This window comes from Nonomuraea phyllanthi, assembly GCF_006334985.2.
In the GTDB taxonomy this organism is placed as follows: Bacteria; Actinomycetota; Actinomycetes; order Streptosporangiales; family Streptosporangiaceae; genus Nonomuraea; species Nonomuraea phyllanthi.
Genome location: NZ_VDLX02000009.1, coordinates 371,511 through 387,317, shown reverse-complemented (window position 1 = coordinate 387,317; position 15,807 = coordinate 371,511). Strand labels below are relative to the sequence as shown.

The following is a 15,807-nucleotide window of genomic DNA, read 5'->3' as shown; positions in this document are numbered from 1 at the left end:
ATGACGGGGAGCAGGCGGCCGATCACGCTCTACCTGCTGGCGCTGGGCCCGGTCCTGGCCGCGGCGTACGCGGGCGCCAACCTCGTGGCCATCAAGGCGGCCGTGCGGGCGCAGGTCGCGAGCCCGGAGTGGGAGGGCGCCCTGCCCGGCCCCGACGAGATGACCGCGCTCGGCACCGACGTCTGGCGGGTGGTCTTGATGACCGCACTGCTGGCGGGCGCTCTCGCGGTGGCCTACGCCGTCATCGGCCTGCTGTTGCGGAGGGGGAGCAGGAAGCGCACGTTCCTGTTCGTGCTGTCGGGCGTCCTGATGGTGCCGTACGCCCTCGCCGTGTTCGTCGCGCTGCTCAACCCGGTGGCGGGGCTGGCGGCGCTCTACGACACGCCCGGCTTCACCGCGGGGCTCCCCGGGTGGCAGGGGGGCACGGTCGTCCTGCTCGTGGTGGCGGCGCTGTCGCAGGCGATCGGCCTGTCGGCGGCCACCGGCGAGGGCAGGCGCGCCCTCGCCGCAGAGTCCGGCTAGCACCGCTCGTTCGACCAGCTCGTCCAGCCCGTCCCGGCGCCGCCGCGCCCGGTCGCGGCCCAGCCGGGCGGCGGCGCGGTGCCGTACGGGACGACGGCGGTGCAGGCGCCGTCCGGCGGGCCCCCGTCGTACAGCTCGATCTCGGTCCACGACACCCGGTACGCGAGCGGCACCCACAGGTTCCACCTCACCCGGCGATCCACCGCCACCCGCCCAGGGGGCGGGTCGGGCAGCCAGTCCGCCCCCGAGGGGCGCGCGGGCGCCTGCCCGGCCGCGAACGCCACGTCGATCAGCGCCAGCACGCCCACCACCAGGATCCGGCCGCGGCCGGTGGTGACGAACGCCGCGCCCGCCAGGCAGGACAGCATGATCAGCGCGGGCACGGAGGCCGAGATGAGGTCCAGCGAGTCGCCGTCGCCGGTGAGGAAGATCACTTCGGGGAAGTCGAAGGCGATGAAGTGGTAGCGCCGCAGCCGGTCCCCCGCGTACCACGCGGCCACCCCTCCGGTCGCCGCCGTCAGCGCGGCGGCGGCGAGAGCGAGCCGCACGACGGCGCGGCGGCCGCCCTTCAGCAGCGCCACCAGCCCGGCCAGGGTCCAGGCCACCGCGACGCAGGCCAGGTAGCGGCCATAGACGTAGTTGCCGACGCGGTGCTCGTCCGGCAGGGCGGCCGAGGAGGCGTAGGCGATGCCGAGGGTCGTGAGCAGCAGCGCGGCGGCCAGGACGCGGTGGGGGTACGGCGCGGACCGCCGTACGAGGAGGGCCGCCGCGCCCGCCAGCCCCACGCCGGCCAGCCCCCAGGTGCCGGCGACGAGGTACCAGAGCTGCCCGGCCGCGCCCGACAGCGCCCACGCCTGCCCGTCGGCGCTCGTGAGCCTGGTCAGGAGCAGCCCGGACAGATCGCGGGTCCCGCCGGGGTACAGCGCCGCCGCCAGCGGCCCGTTGAGCGCCTGCCCGGCCGCCGCCACCACGCCGGCCACCGCCGTCGCCACGAGGGCCGTCCTCCGCCGGTACGCCATCGCCCGCACGCGGCGGTACAGCGCCTCCCAGGGCCGCGGTGACGGCACGGCCCGGCGCAGCCGCACCCGTGGTTCCCGCCGTGACGACATCGCGGCCACCGCGACGAGCACGCAGACCGCCAGGAGCACCGTGCCGCGCAGGTGCGCCGCCATCGCGAACGCCGACAGCGCGCCCGCCGCCGCCCCGGCCCTGGCGGAGCCGTACGCGACCAGATCGTGCACCGCGAGCAGCCAGGCGAGCACGAGCGCGGGCAGGATCGCGTCGGCCAGCGCGAGCCCCGGGAACACCAGCAGCGCCGGCGACAGCCCCGCCACGAACGCCGTGACCAGCGCGACCCTCCGGCCCACGCCGAACCGCCGCAGCAGCAGGTACGCCAGCGGGTACGCCCCCGCCGCCGCCATGGACCCCGCCACGACCACCAGCCGGTACGCCAGGACGGGGTCGGAGGTGAGCCGGAAGATCGGGACGAGCAGCAGCGGGTACCCGCCCCGGTAGAAGGTCGAGCCCGACAGGTCGGCGCCGGGACCGCCCGCCAGCCAGCGGGCGGCGAGCAGGTAGCCGGTCTCGTCCGGATTGGCCACAGGACCCGCGTGGTACCGGTACAACCACAGCCGCAGCACCACGTGCGCGACCCACCCGGCCGCGAGCAGCCACCGCAGCCGGGACCGCCGCGCCGGCGCGGGCGCGGACACAGTGAGCACCGTCGTCATGGACTCCCCCCGAGAACGTCAGGAGGGAGTCCAGCAGGGAGCCCATAACCGGGCCGTCACCCGATGCGGTTATGCGGACGTTACGCCGCCCCGGAGGCCGGGGCGGAGCGGCTCAGGCGCGCCGGAACTTGCCCCGGACGTGCACCGGCACGCCCTTGCCGAGCATCCCCGGCAGGACCTCGGCCACGTTCATCGGCATGCGCACGCATCCATGCGAGGCCGGATACAGCGGCACCGACAGCGCCCCGTGCAGGGCGATGCCGCCGTTGAAGAAGATCGGGTTGTAGAGCTGCCCCAGGTAGGAGCGGTGCCAGCCGTGGACCCGCCACGTGGTCCGGTAGTTGCCCGTCGGCGTGGTGGCCGAGCCGCAGAACCGCTGCCGCTTGCCCTGCCAGCTGGCCGTCTCGCAATAAGGGATGCCGCTGCCCGACGAGATGTGGGTGATCAGCTTCGCCTCGCCGTCCACGTACATGACCATGATCTGCTTGGTGAGGTTGACCTCGGCGCGGGTCGGCCTGCCGTTCTTGACGAGGACCCTGGGCGCCTTCGGGGTCTCCAGGGCCTCCCACGTGCGCTTGGCGATGGTGCTGGTCGGCCTGATGTCGTTCACCTTCTGGAACGCCCACACGGCGGCCAGCGTCGTGTTGCCGTAGCGGCCGTCGACCCTGCCGGGGCGGTAGCCGAGCTGGATCAGGCGCTTCTGCAGCCATTCGACGGGTTCGCCCTTGGCGCCGAGCTTGAGCGTCTTACGCGGGGCGGTGACCGTGGCGGCGGGGCCTGACCGCGCGCCCGCCGCGCCGGGGGTGACGGACGGGGACGCCGCCGTCGCGGCCGGTGCGGCCTGCGCGGTGGCGGCGGCCGGTGCGGCCGTCGTGAGTCGTTGCGGCGCCTGCGTGCCGCAGCCCGAGAGTGCGACGGCGCCGGCCGTCAGGAGAGCAGCCATCCCGGGCACCCGTCGAGCCCCCACGCGTATCACCTCTCATACCATTATTGAATAGATCAGAGGACCCTACACCACTCACCATGAATCGGTAATGACGCGGTCAACCTGTTTAGAGTGTGTCCATGCCTGAGAAGTTGCCGTCGAATGCCGTCGTCGTACAATCCGCTCTGCGCGAGCTCGGGGCGGGCGGCGAGATCGTCGTCCTGCCCGAGAAGGCGCCCACCGCCGCCACCGCAGCGGCCCAGCTCGGGTGCGAGGTCGGGGCCATCGCCAACAGCCTGATATTCGACGCGGACGGCGCGCCGCTGCTCGTGCTGACGAGCGGGGCCCACCGCGTGGACGTGGAGCTGATCGCCCGCACGGTGGGCGTGGGGAAGGTACGCCGTGCGACGCCGGAGTTCGTCCGGGCGGCCACGGGCCAGCCGATCGGCGGCGTGGCCCCCGTCGGGCACCCGGCGCCCGTGCGGACCCTGGTGGACAACTGGCTGAGCAAGCACGAGGTGGTGTGGGCGGCCGGGGGGCATCCGCTGACGGTGTTCCCGACGACGTTCGACGAGCTTGTCCGGATCACCGGGGGCGCGGCCGTGGACGTCGAGTAGTGTGCGTCGGGTGATCGAGTTTCGCGGTGCGGGTCCGGCCGAGTTCGCCGAACGGCTGGAGACGGTGATCGACATTTACACGGCTGCCATGAAGCCGCCCGCGGACCAGATCAACGGCCGCAAGACCATCATGCGAAATCACGCGACTTATCCGCATTTCCAGTGTTATTTCGCGGAATTGCGTGATTCGTCCCTTTCCAGCCCCGTGACCGTCGGCTTCGCGTACGGCTTCCGCGGCGCGCCGGGGCAGTGGTGGCACGACGTGGTGCTCCGAGCCGTGACCGACCGGCTCGGCGAGGAGGCCGCGAACGCCTGGATGGGGTACGTCTTCGAGCTGGCCGAGATCCACGTGCACCCCGACCACCAGAGCCAGGGCATCGGCCGCGCGATGATCCGCACGCTCTGCGCCGGCCGCCCCGAGCGCTCGGCCATCCTGTCGACCCACGACCAGCCCACCGCCGCCCGCCACCTCTACGCCAGCATGGGCTTCACGGACCTCCTCACGAGGTTCGTCTTCCCGGGCGGCTACGAGGACTACGCCATCGTGGGCCGCCCCCTGCCCTTGACCTGAGGGCGACCTTCGGGGGCCCCGGTGACGGATGGGTTTGCCTGGGGATGGCTTCGGGCACCATTCATTACGTAAGGTATCCGCTCCTTTACCCAGCGTCTACTGCCCCCTGCCCGTCCACCCGCCCGGTCCCCCTGCGGGCGGGTGGCGGGTCACCCCGGCCGACCCGCCGAGGACGAGCCGGGGCGCGGCCGGCCATCACGAAAGGCCGCCGCGGGGGGTGGTGGACGATCAGGCCGTCCCCTGAGCCATCGGACCGGAGACGCCGATCAACTCGGCGGGCGCACCCATCCCGTCACGCGGGATCGAGATGGCCCCGGATCGTGCCCGGCCGGTGCGGCGGCCGATACAGGGGGATGCGCGCGACGAAACGCGCGCCTCGGCTGGAGTCCTCGATGGTGAGCGTGCCGCCGTGATGCCGGGCGATCTCCCGGGCTATCGGCAGGCCGAGCCCGGAACCTCCGGCGTCCTTGTTCCTCGCGGCGTCGAGCCGGGCGAAGCGCTGGAAGACCACCTCACGCTGGTGGACCGGGATCCCGGAGCCGTCGTCGTGCACCACCAGCGCGACCTCGCCCTGCTCACAGTGCAGGGTGACGTGAACGGTGGAGGTGGCATGGCGTTCGGCGTTGTCCAGGAGATTGGTGAGCAACCGGAGGAGCTGTACGCGGTCACCCCGAACGAGAGCGGGCCGGCAGTCGGAGACGATGGTCTTGGCCTGGGGCCGGCGCGCGAGTTCGCGGACGATCAGTTCATTCAGGTCGACGGGCATCATCGGGGCGCCCGCGTCCGCGTCCAGTCGGCGGAGCTCCATCAGGTCGGCGACGATGGCGTGCAGCCGTTCGAGGCTGGCGAGCAGGGCTCGCGCGACGGCGGGCCAGTCGGTCTCGTCCGGGTGCAACAGCGCCTCTTCGACCTGGGTCCGCATGGCGGTGACGAGGCTGCGCAGGTCATGCGAGGCGTCGGCGGTGAACCGCCGCTCCCGGGTCAGGGCGGCGTCCAGCATGTCGAGAGTGGTGTTCACGGTGCCGGCCAGGTCATGGATCTCGTCCCGAGGCTGAGGGACGGGCACCCGATGCCCGAGTTCGGTTGTGGTGATTTTGGAGAGTTTCGCCCGGATGGCCTCGACGGGTCTGAGCGAGGTGATGACGATGCGGCGCGCGCCCAGGGTCGTGAAGGCGACGATCAACGCGCAGCTCAGGAGCAGGGGTGCGAGAAGGCGGCCGCTGACGTACCAGGGGTACGCCGGGGCGGCGGCGTAGATCATCCAGTCACCGTGGCTCCTGGGGGCGCGCTGGACGGAAACGAGCAAGCACGCGTCGCCGGAGCCGGGCACCCGGCACAGGGTGCGCTCGGCGCCCAGGCGGCCAGGTGGAGGGGCGAAGGAGGCGAGGGGCGGCCGGCCCTCCATGCTGGGGCTCGTGGAGACGATCCGGCCGGTGGGATCGATGACCTGGAGGGCGGTCACCGAGGGGTCGGCGTGGACCGGAGGAAGGTCGCCACGGGCGAGGAGGGCGGCCGCGCGCATGGCCGCGTCGTGATTGAGGTGATTGCGCTCCATGGTGCGCTCGTCGTGGACCCTCATCAGGATCAGCCCGCTGATGCTCAGGCACAGGATGGTCATCACCACTGCCGTGATCATGGTCAAGCGCCTTCGTATCGACCATCGACGCCATACATTTGTCAACCCCTCACCCCCCAACGACCAGGCTAAATACGACGCATCATGACAAGTCTGGCGAAAGGAATGCTGAGGGCTAAGCAGCCACCAAATCTCTCCCTGAGAAGTCCACTCGGCGGGTCAGGCACGCCGGCGATGATCGCCCCGAACGCGATCCGGAACAGAACGCATCGGATCGAACGGGAGCCGGGCCAGACAGCTGCCCCGGGTCCGTCATGGCGGTGTCCGCGCCGACATGGGCACCGCCATGACGGCAGGTCAGGCGCGGGCGCAGGGGTCTTCCGGCCGCCTCCGCGTGCGGACGCTCACGTGCGGCGTGGGCCTCCGGGCAATGCTTGTGAACCACCGGGAGGGCCAAGGGGGCGGCGTTGCGGCGGCCGGCCACGTGCGGGTCAGCGAGCGTCCCCCTGGAGGCCCCCGGCCACGGGCAGCGGGTGGCGCCCAGCCGGCCCTGCCGTAACAGATGATGGGACGTTCAGCCGCTGGAACACCTCACGGGACGCGCTGGAGCGGTTGAACGTGATGAAGTGGATCCCCGGCGCGCCCTCGTCGAGCAGCCGGCGGCACAGCTCGGCCCCGTGCTCGATGCCGAGGCGGCGCACCGCCTCCGGGTCGTCCGCCACCTCCTCGAAGCGGGCCGCCACCTCCGGCGGGAAGGGCGCCCCCGACAGCTGCTCCGAGCGCGCGATCGTGCTCATCTGCGTCACCGGCATGATGCACGGGATGATCGGCGTGTCGCAGCCCCTGGCCGCGACCCGGTCGCGCAGCCGCAGGTAGTCCTCCGCGCGGAAGAACATCTGTGTGATCGCGTAGTCGGCTCCCGCCCGGCACTTCTGGACGAAGTATTCGGTGTCGGCGTCGATGGACGGCGAGCGCGGATGCTTGTAGGGGAAGGCCGCCACGCCGACGCAGAAGTCGCCCGCCTGCCTGATCAGCCGCACCAGCTCCTCGGCGTACAGCACCCCGTCGGGGTGCTGCACCCACTCGGCCATGGGATCGCCCGGCGGGTCGCCCCGCACGGCCAGGATGTTGCGCACCCCGGCGTCGGCGAACCGCCCCACGAGGTGGCGCAGCTCGCGGATCGAGTGGTTGACCGCCGTGAAGTGCGCCACGGGCGTCAGCGTCGTGTCGTGGGCGATGCGCTCGACGATGCCGACCGTGCGGTCGCGCGTGGAGCCGCCCGCGCCGTAGGTCACCGACACGAACGTCGGCCGCAACGACTCCAGCTCCCTGATCGCCTTCCAGAGCTGCCGCGCTCCCTCGTCGGTCTTCGGCGGGAAGAACTCGAAGGAGAACGACCGGCCACCGGCGGCGAGCAGGTCTCGGACGGTGGGGACACGATCGGGCAGGACGGAGGGTCGACCAAGGGCCATGGCCCAAGGTTACAGGGCACGTCCCCGGCCCAAGGTCACCGATGCCGCGCCCGCCACCGCCCCACGCCCGCACCGCCCCACGCCCGCACCGCCCCGCGGCCGTCGCGCTTCCGCGGCCCGAGCGCCGTTTCGGGACACCTGCGGAGCCTGGTTCGGGGCCTCGGCCACTACGCTCAAGTCATGACCACTGACGCCGCCCGCATGGACACCCTGCGCACCCAGGTGGAGCGTGCCCTCGGAGAGTTCGTCGAACGGCGGTTGCCCGCCTCGGGCGAGTCCGAGTTCGCGCCGCTGCGCACGGCCGCCGACGAGCTGCTGTCGGGCGGCAAGCGGTTGCGCCCCGCGTTCTGCTACTGGGGCTGGCGCGGCGCGGGCGGCACGGACGTGCCCGGGATCTTCACCGCCGCGGCCTCGCTGGAGCTGCTGCAGGCCAGCGCGCTCGTGCACGACGATGTGATGGACAAGAGCGACCTGCGCAGGGGCATGCCGTCGGCGCACCGCCGGTTCCAGGCGCTGCACGAGAAGTCCGGCTGGCACGGCTCCGGGGAGCAGTTCGGCGAGGGCGCGGCCATCCTGCTGGGCAACCTGCTGCTGATCTGGTCGGGCGAGATGTGGCGCAACAGCGGCCTGCCGCCCGAGTCGCTGGCGGCGGCCCAGCCGGTGCACGACCACATGCGTTCCGAGCTGATGTGCGGCCAGTATCTCGACCTGCTGGAGCAGGCGCACGGCGAGAACACGTTCGAGTCGGCGCTGCGGGTGGCGCTGTTCAAGAGCGGGAAATACTCGGTGGAGCAGCCGCTGAGGCTCGGGCTGGTGCTCGCCGCCGGCGAGGTCGCGCCGTGGATGGACGAGCTGTGCACCGGGTACGGCACGCGCGTCGGGATCGCGTTCCAGCTGCGCGACGACATCCTGGGGGTGTTCGGCGACCCGGCGCAGACGGGCAAGCCGGCCGGGGACGACCTGCGGGAGGGCAAGCGGACGATGCTGGTCGCCCGCACGCTGGCGGCCGCGTCCCCCGGCGACGCGGCGACCGTCCGGCACCTGCTCGGGGACCCTGACCTGGACGGACGCGGGGTGGACACGCTGCGGCAGATCATCGACGACACCGGGGCATTGCAGGAGTGCGAGAACCTGATCGGCGACTACCTGGGTGAGGCGCTGGCGGCGCTGGACCAGGCGCCCGTGACGGCTGAGGCGCGCTCGGCCCTGACGGACCTGGCCATCGCGGCCACCTCCCGCAAGACCTGACGCCCCGTCCGAGGCACCCGCTCCACCCGCACCCGAAGACCGCACACGAAGACCGCACCCGAAGACCGCACTCGGAGACCGCGCTCCCAGGCAGCACTCAGAGACCGCGCTCGAAGACGGCGGGCCCCCGGGCGTGGGTTCCGAGGCGGATCCGCGCAGGGCGGAATCGTCGGGCGCGGCTCCCAGATGATCGGGGCCCGGAGGTGGGGCCTCCGGGCCTCCGGGCCTCCGCAGCAGCGTGTCAGGGAGGCGGCGGGGCCGAGGAGAGGCGCTTGGCGAACTCCGCCGCCGCCGCTCCCGGGTCCTCGGCGTCCGTGATCGCGCGCACCACCACCACCCGCCTGGCCCCGTACGACATCACCTCGTCCAGGTTGGCGAGGTCGATGCCGCCGATCCCGAACCACGGCCGCGGGCTCTCCAGCGCCGCCGCGTGCCGGAGCAGCGGCGGGCCGGGGGCCGGGCGGCCGGGCTTGGTCGGGGTGGGCCAGATGGGGCCGCAGCAGAAGTAGTCGACGCCCGGCTCCACGGCCGCGGCGGAAGCCTCGGCGGTGGAGTGGGTGGACCGTCCGATGACGATGTCGTCGCCGAGTATCTCTCGCGCGACCGTCACGGGAAGGTCGTCCTGCCCCAGGTGGAGCACGTCGGGCCGGGCGGCGAAGGCGATGTCCGCCCGGTCGTTGATGGCCAGCAGCTTGCCGTGCCGGTCGCAGGCGTCGCGGAAGACTTCGAGGAGTGCGAGTTCGTCGCGTGCCTCCAGGCCCTTCTCCCGCAGCTGGATGATGTCCACGCCGCCGGCCAGCACCGAGTCGAGGAACTCTGCCAGGTCGCCGCGGTCGCGGCGGCCGTCGGTGCAGAGATAGAGGCGTGCCTCAGAAAGCGAGGGCTTGGGCACGCCGCTTGACCTCCGTGTGACGGCCTGCCTTGATCGCCTGGATGGGCGAACCTGGCAGCGAGTCGTCTGGGGTGAAGAGCCAGCGCAGCGACTCGACATCGTCGTAGCCGGCGTCCTGCAACACGGTCAGCGTGCCGGGCAGGCCCTTCATCACGTCCTTTCCGTCGAGGAACACCGCGGGCACCTGCGGCCCGCCGCTCTCCCGGCGCACGCCGAGCAGCTTGTGGTCCTTGAGGAGTTGCTTGGCCCGCCCGATCGAAAGGTCGAGGCGCGTGGCCACTTCGGGGAGTGTGAGCCACTCGTCGATGAGCTGCTCGGTCTCCCGGTCGATCTGTGCAACAGAAAGCGTCACGAAACCACAACTACCACATGGCGTGCTTGCTCAAACAACACAATCTCGTAGGGGGACATCTGGATCTACCAGGCGTTCCGCGTCGACGCGGTGTCCTGCGGCGATGATTCTGCGTCCCTGGACGAGGTCGCGCGGCCGGTCCACGGCGAGCACCGCGGCCGGGACGTCGCCGGCCGTGAGCCAGACGGCCGACCACTTGCCCTCGGGGTCGCCCCGGTAGATCAGCCGGTCCCCTGCCGGGTGGTGGCCGGCGTACTGCACCATGTGCCCGAACTGCTCCGACCAGAAGTACGGCACGGGGTCGTAGGCCACGTCCTCGCCCAGCAGGCTCGCGGCGGCGACCTCGGGGGCGTTGAGCGCGGTGTCCCAGTGCTCGACCCGGAGCCGGATCTCCCAGCGGCGCGACCACCAGGCGGCGCAGTCGCCGACGGCCACGGTGTTAGGCAGCGAGGCGCGCAGGTGCTCGTCCACGACCACGCCGTTGTGCAGGTCGATGTCGGCGCCGGTGAGCCATTCGACGGCCGGTCTCACGCCGATCCCGGTCACGACGACGTGGGCCTCGACGAACTCGCCGCCGACCAGGCGCACGCCGCCCTCGTCCACGGAGTCGACCATGGTGCCGAGCCGCAGGTCGATGCCGTCGTACCAGTGCTGGGTGCGGGCCCCGATCCCGGCGCCGACGGCGGTGGCGAGCGGCGCGGGGCCGGACTCGATCACGGTCACCGAGCAGCCGGCGCGGCGGGCGGCGGTGGCGACCTCGGCGCCGATCCAGCCCGCCCCGATGACCGCGACCTGGGCGCCCGGCACCAGCATGGCCCGGAGCTCGTGGGCGTCGTCGAGGGTGCGCAGCACGTGTTGCGGGCCGTCGCCGGGCAGCCTGATCGGCTCGGCGCCGGTGGCGATGACGAGGCCGTCGTAACGGACCTCGCCCTCGGTGGTCTCCACGACGCCCTCGCGCAGCGACTTCGCGCTGACGCCCGGGCGGAAGTCCACCTCGATGGCGTCGAGGTCGGTGCCGACGTAGCTGGTGTCGGCGTCGCCGAACAGCACGGCCTTGGACAGCGGCGGGCGGTCGTAGGGACGGTGGCGCTCCTCGCCGATCAGCGTGATCCGGCCGCCGAAGCCCCGGGCGCGCAGCGCCTCCACGGTGCGCACTCCGGCCAGGCCCGCTCCTACCACCACGACATGGTTCACGTTCATGACCATAACGGGGCCGGTGTCGTGCCGCCGCACCGAGGCCGTAGGCTGGTGACGTTGAGACGCGCGGGAGTCCGGCCGTTACCGGGCTGAGAGGAAGGCTTGACGGGCCTTCGACCGCAAGACACCTGATCCGGATCATGCCGGCGAAGGGAGCGCGGATGGATGTGATCGTGGGCGGCGGGGTCGTCGGGCTGTCGGCGGCGTGGCGGCTGGCCCGCGCGGGGCGTCCGGTCACCGTGGTCGACCCGGCCCCCGCCTCGGGGGCCTCGCACGCGGCCGCGGGGATGCTGGCGCCGGTCAGCGAGGTCACCTACACGGAGGCCCCACTGCTGCGGCTGGGCGTGGCGTCGCTGCGGCGCTGGCCCGCCTTCGCCGCCGAGCTGGCCGCCGACGCGGGGCTCGCCGGGACGCGTGACCTCGACCTGCGAGCCGACGGGACGCTCGACGTGGCGTTCGGCTCCGACGACCTGGCGGCGCTGGACGAGCTCGCGGCGTACATGGAGAAGCTGGAGCTGCCCGTCGAGCGGCTGACCGGGCGCGAGTGCCGCCGCCTGGAGCCCATGCTGGCGCCGTCGGTGCGGGGCGGGCTGCTGGCTCCTGGCGACGCCTGGGTCGACCCGCGCCGCGTCACGGCGGCGCTGCTCGCCGCGCTCGACCGGCTGGAGGTCCCGCTGGTGCGGGCGCGCGTCGCCGAGCTGCTGCGCGACGGCGACCGGGTCGTCGGGGTACGCCTTGAGCCGCCCGGCGACACGGCACCCTCCCCCGGCACGACCGCGCCTGCGGCAACCGGCGAGGGCGGAAGCGGGCTCGCCGGCCAGGGCACGAGCGGACTCGCGGGTCCGAGCGGAGCCACCGGCCAAGCCGCGGGTGCCTGGGACGGCTGGAGCGCGGTCGCCGCCGAGGGCGTGAACGCGGGCGCCGGGGAAGGCGCGGGGGCCGGGAGCGGGGAGCGCGCGGGCCACGGCGGTGCCTGGGAGGCCGGGCGGACCGGGACGGGGACCGGCATACGGGCGGGCGAGCGGACCGCGGCGCGGGCCGGCATCGCCGGCGGGCTGGGCGAGATCAGGGGCGAGCGGGTGGTGCTGGCGGCCGGGGCGTGGAGTGCCGGGCTGGCGGAGGTGCCCGTGCGGCCGGTCAAGGGGCAGATCATGCGGTTGCGCTCCCCCGAGCCGCTGCTCAGCCGGTGCGTCCGGGGCACCGTGCACGGCACGCCCGTCTACCTGGTCCCCCGGGGCGACGGCGAGCTGGTGGTCGGGGCGACCCAGGAGGAGCTGGGGTTCGACCGGCGGGTGACCGCGGGCGGGCTCTACGAGCTGCTGCGCGACGCCAGGGAGCTGGTGCCGGGCGTCACCGAGCTGGAGGTGGCCGACGTGGTGGCCGGGCTGCGGCCGGGCACGCCGGACAACCTGCCGCTCGTGGGCCCGAGCGGCACTCCGGGGCTCGCGCTGGCCACGGGCCATTTCCGGGGCGGCGTGCTGATGGCGCCGCTGACGGCGGACATCCTGCTGGGCGAGGAAGGCGAGCTGGCGGCATTGTGCGCGCCTGGGAGGTTTCGGGAAATTTCATGATTGTGACGATCAACGGGGCCGCGCACGAGGTCGCCGACGGCACGACCGTGGCGCAGGCCGTACGCACACTGACCGCGGCCACCACCGGAGTGGCGGTGGCCGTGAACGACGAGGTGGTCACGCGGAGCTCGTGGGAGACGACGGCGCTCAGCGACCGTGACCGGGTGGAGGTTCTGACGGCGGTGCAAGGTGGATGAGCTGATCATCGCCGGGGAGAAGTTCACTTCCCGGCTCATCATGGGCACGGGCGGCGCGCCGTCGCTGGAGGTGCTCGACCAGGCGCTGGCCGCGTCGGGGACGGAGCTGACCACGGTGGCCATGCGGCGGCTCGACCCGGGCGCCCGCGGCTCGGTGCTCGACGTGCTGCGCAAGCGCGACATCAAGGTGCTGCCCAACACGGCGGGCTGCTTCACCGCGGGTGAGGCCGTGCTGACGGCGCGGCTGGCCAGGGAGGCGCTCGGTACGAACTGGGTCAAGCTGGAGGTCATCGCCGACGAGCGCACGCTGCTGCCCGACCCGATCGAGACGTTCGACGCGGCGGAGCGGCTGGTGGCCGACGGGTTCGTGGTGCTGCCGTACATCGGGGACGACCCTGCCCTGGCACGCCGCCTGGAGCAGGCCGGGTGCGCCGCGGTGATGCCGCTGGGGGCGCCGATCGGCTCGGGCCTCGGGATCCGCAACCCGCACAACATCGAACTGATCGTGGAGGCCGCCTCGGTGCCGGTGGTGCTCGACGCGGGCATCGGCACGGCCAGCGACGCCGCCCTGGCGATGGAGCTGGGCTGCGACGCCGTGCTGCTGGCCACGGCGGTCACCCGGGCGCAGCGACCCGACCTCATGGCGGAGGCCATGAAGGGGGCCGTGACGGCGGGCCGGCAGGCGCGGCTGGCGGGCCGCATCCCGCGCAGGCGCTACGCGGAGGCGTCCTCACCGATGACGCCGTGACGCCTCATGGGTGGCACCGTGACGGCAGTGACGTGCGGGGAGCCGGGACGGCGCGACGAGCACGTCTCGGCATCGGTTTCGGGCAGCGCGACCCTGTCAGCGGCAAAACGCCCGTAAACTCAACCGGGTGGATACGACGACTGCGGACCCCCTGGTCGGACGGCTCGTCGATGGGCGCTACCGCATCGAGAGCCGGATCGCCCGGGGCGGTATGGCGACCGTCTACCTGGCGCTGGACATCCGGCTCGACCGGACGGTCGCGCTGAAGGTCATGCACCGCTCGCTCGCCGAGGACCCGGCGTTCGTCAGAAGGTTCATCGGCGAGGCCAAGGCGGTCGCCAGGCTCTCGCATCCCAACGTGGTGCACGTCTTCGACCAGGGCACCGACAACGACATCGTCTACCTGTCGATGGAGTACGTGCCCGGCAGGACGCTCCGCGACATCCTGCGCGAGCGCGGCCCGCTGCCCGCCCGCGAGGCGCTCGAGATCATGATCCCGGTGCTGGCCGCGCTGGGCGCCGCCCACCAGGCGGGCATGGTCCACCGCGACGTGAAGCCGGAGAACGTCCTGATGACCGAGGACGGCCGGGTCAAGGTCGTCGACTTCGGCCTGGCCAGGGCGATCGAGGCCACCAACCAGACCCGTACGGGCGTACTGATCGGCACGGTCGGCTACATGGCGCCCGAGCAGGTCACCCTGGGCGCGGCCGACGTGCGCAGCGACGTCTACGCCGCGGGCATCATGCTGTTCGAGCTGGTCACGGGCCGGCAGCCCTATGACGGCCAGACGCCGATGGCGGTCGCCTACCGGCACGTCCACGACACCGTGCCCCCGCCGTCGTCGCTGGTGGCCGAGGTGCCGCAGCTGATCGACACGCTGGTCGCGCAGGCGACGGCGCGCGAGCCGGCAGACCGCCCGGCCGACGCCACCGCGATGCTCGTGGTGGCCGTCGACACGCACCGCATGCTGCCGCGCACGACCGACCCGTCGGCGCCCCGGCCGCAGTCCCCCATGACCTCCGCCGCATCGTCGATGCCGCACTCCCCCATGGGCCCCGGCGCGCCCTCGACGCCGTACGGAACGGCTTCCTCCCCACACGGAGCGCCTTCCACGCCGCACGGAGCGGCCTCGATGCCGCACGCGACGGCCTCGATGCCGCAGGCCGCGCCCTCCGTGCCGCAGGCCGCGCCGGCCCACACGCTGATCCAGCCGCGCGAGGAGGCGCCGAGGCGGCGCGGGGGGTTCAGGCCCAACTGGTTCCTGGTGGCGCTGGCCGCCGTGATGGTGGTCGCGGTGGGGCTGACCGGCTGGTACTTCGCCCAGCCCGAGACCGTGACCGTCCCCGACCTGGTCGGCAAGAACCTGGAGCTGGCCAAGAGGAACGCCGTCGCGGCCGGGCTCAAGGTCAAGGAGGCCGCCGGCCTCAACGACGAGGAGATGGCCGCGGGCCTGGTCCTGCGCACCGACCCGCTCGCCGAGACCGAGGTGGAGAAGGGCACCACGATCACGCTGGTCCCCTCGCTCGGTCCCAAGCGGATCGTCGTGCCGAAGACCGCCGGCATGACGGGCGACGACGCCCGCGCCGCGATCGCCGCCGCCGGGCTGACCGTCGGCGTGGTCAAGCGGCTGGCCAACGAGGAGGTCGAGCGCGACAAGGTGATCCGCACCTCGCCGCGGGTGGGCGAGAAGGTGCGCGAGGGCGCCAAGGTCGACATCTACGTCAGTGCCGGGCTGCTCATGCCGGACGTCAGCGGCATGCCCAAGGACGAGGCCGCCTCCTATCTGGGCAACCAGGGCTTCCAGGTGCAGGTCAACGAGGTCGACGACGACGCCGAGCCGTGCACGGTCATCGCCCAGACGCCCAAGGCCAAGTCCGAGGTCGACAGGGGCGCGCAGGCCTCGATCACGGTGGCGCGGTGCCAGACCGACTTCTGGGACTGGTTCCGCGGCGACAACGAGGCCCGCGACGACCAGCAGTTCGTGGTCGTGCCGGGCGTGATCGGCAAGAACGCCAAGGACGCCAAGGCTGAGCTGGAGGCGCAGGGGTTCAAGGTGCGGGTGCAGCGGCTGGGCAACCGCGGCGTGGTGCAGTTCCAGCGGCCGCTGCCCAACAGCGAGCGGCCGCAGGGCAGCACGGTCTACCTCTGGCAGTGACCCCGCCGCGGGGCAGCGCGGTCTGCCTCCGGCG

Annotated in this window: 15 protein-coding genes and 1 riboswitch; of the genes, 8 read left to right on the top strand and 7 right to left on the bottom strand. The window is 72.8% G+C overall.

What is annotated here, in order from left to right; all coding sequences use genetic code 11:
• Positions 1–522 (top strand): hypothetical protein, encoded by a 522-nt coding sequence (locus FH608_RS25630; protein WP_139633127.1) that lies wholly within the window; start codon positions 1–3, stop codon positions 520–522.
• Here the strand turns inward: FH608_RS25630 and FH608_RS25625 are convergent.
• Together FH608_RS25625 and FH608_RS25620 are read right to left on the bottom strand one after the other, a co-directional pair.
• On the bottom strand, positions 519–2,252 hold the full coding sequence (locus FH608_RS25625; RefSeq protein ID WP_139633126.1) for a hypothetical protein: 1,734 nt from the start codon (positions 2,250–2,252) through the stop codon (positions 519–521). The genes FH608_RS25630 and FH608_RS25625 overlap by 4 nt on opposite strands.
• A gap of 112 nt (positions 2,253–2,364) precedes the next feature.
• Complete coding sequence (locus FH608_RS25620) at positions 2,365–3,195, bottom strand: L,D-transpeptidase family protein (RefSeq protein ID WP_139633125.1); 831 nt, start codon at positions 3,193–3,195, stop codon at positions 2,365–2,367.
• A 122-nt stretch (positions 3,196–3,317) separates the two neighbouring features.
• Here FH608_RS25620 and FH608_RS25615 point away from each other — a divergent pair, with 122 nt between their 5' ends.
• Positions 3,318–3,794: a YbaK/EbsC family protein gene (locus FH608_RS25615; protein ID WP_139633124.1), complete on the top strand. Its 477-nt coding sequence runs from the start codon at positions 3,318–3,320 to the stop codon at positions 3,792–3,794.
• A 10-nt stretch (positions 3,795–3,804) separates the two neighbouring features.
• Positions 3,805–4,365: a GNAT family N-acetyltransferase gene (locus tag FH608_RS25610; RefSeq protein ID WP_139633123.1), complete on the top strand. Its 561-nt coding sequence runs from the start codon at positions 3,805–3,807 to the stop codon at positions 4,363–4,365.
• A gap of 292 nt (positions 4,366–4,657) precedes the next feature.
• On the opposite strand, the gene FH608_RS25605 is transcribed toward FH608_RS25610, so the two are convergent.
• Together FH608_RS25605 and metF are read right to left on the bottom strand one after the other, a co-directional pair.
• A complete protein-coding gene (locus tag FH608_RS25605) occupies positions 4,658–6,001 on the bottom strand; it encodes a sensor histidine kinase (protein ID WP_139633122.1) in 1,344 nt (447 codons plus the stop codon).
• A 431-nt stretch (positions 6,002–6,432) separates the two neighbouring features.
• Complete coding sequence (gene metF / locus FH608_RS25600) at positions 6,433–7,413, bottom strand: methylenetetrahydrofolate reductase [NAD(P)H] (protein ID WP_139633121.1); 981 nt, start codon at positions 7,411–7,413, stop codon at positions 6,433–6,435.
• 180 nt (positions 7,414–7,593) lie between these two features.
• On the opposite strand from metF, the gene FH608_RS25595 reads away from it, so the two are divergent.
• The gene (locus tag FH608_RS25595) at positions 7,594–8,661 is read left to right on the top strand and encodes a polyprenyl synthetase family protein (RefSeq protein WP_193318616.1); all 1,068 of its coding nucleotides are present in this window, start codon (positions 7,594–7,596) and stop codon (positions 8,659–8,661) included.
• A gap of 241 nt (positions 8,662–8,902) precedes the next feature.
• Here the strand turns inward: FH608_RS25595 and thiE are convergent, their stop codons facing one another.
• The 3 genes from thiE to FH608_RS25585 are packed head-to-tail and all read right to left on the bottom strand — an operon-like array spanning position 8,903 to position 11,105.
• A complete protein-coding gene (gene thiE / locus FH608_RS25590; protein ID WP_226899880.1) occupies positions 8,903–9,553 on the bottom strand; it encodes a thiamine phosphate synthase in 651 nt (216 codons plus the stop codon).
• Positions 9,531–9,905 (bottom strand): Rv2175c family DNA-binding protein, encoded by a 375-nt coding sequence (locus FH608_RS52960; RefSeq protein WP_226899879.1) that lies wholly within the window; start codon positions 9,903–9,905, stop codon positions 9,531–9,533. The genes thiE and FH608_RS52960 overlap by 23 nt, the downstream gene beginning before the upstream one ends.
• A gap of 30 nt (positions 9,906–9,935) precedes the next feature.
• Positions 9,936–11,105: an NAD(P)/FAD-dependent oxidoreductase gene (locus FH608_RS25585; RefSeq protein WP_317135582.1), complete on the bottom strand. Its 1,170-nt coding sequence runs from the start codon at positions 11,103–11,105 to the stop codon at positions 9,936–9,938.
• 53 nt (positions 11,106–11,158) lie between these two features.
• A riboswitch (TPP riboswitch) is annotated at positions 11,159–11,274 on the top strand.
• Between FH608_RS25585 and FH608_RS52955 the strand changes: the two genes are divergently transcribed.
• From FH608_RS52955 to pknB, 4 genes are all read left to right on the top strand, one after another.
• Entirely contained in the window at positions 11,264–12,673 is a 1,410-nt protein-coding gene (locus FH608_RS52955; RefSeq protein ID WP_226899878.1) for an FAD-dependent oxidoreductase, read from the top strand. (Overlaps the previous riboswitch by 11 nt.)
• Positions 12,670–12,870, top strand: a complete 201-nt coding sequence (thiS, locus tag FH608_RS25570) for a sulfur carrier protein ThiS (RefSeq protein ID WP_139633118.1) — start codon at positions 12,670–12,672, stop codon at positions 12,868–12,870. The genes FH608_RS52955 and thiS overlap by 4 nt, the downstream gene beginning before the upstream one ends.
• Complete coding sequence (locus FH608_RS25565) at positions 12,863–13,618, top strand: thiazole synthase (RefSeq protein WP_139633117.1); 756 nt, start codon at positions 12,863–12,865, stop codon at positions 13,616–13,618. The genes thiS and FH608_RS25565 overlap by 8 nt, the downstream gene beginning before the upstream one ends.
• Positions 13,619–13,745: 127 nt before the next feature.
• Positions 13,746–15,773, top strand: a complete 2,028-nt coding sequence (pknB, locus tag FH608_RS25560; RefSeq protein WP_139633116.1) for a Stk1 family PASTA domain-containing Ser/Thr kinase — start codon at positions 13,746–13,748, stop codon at positions 15,771–15,773.
• The last annotated feature ends 34 nt before the right edge of the window (positions 15,774–15,807 follow it).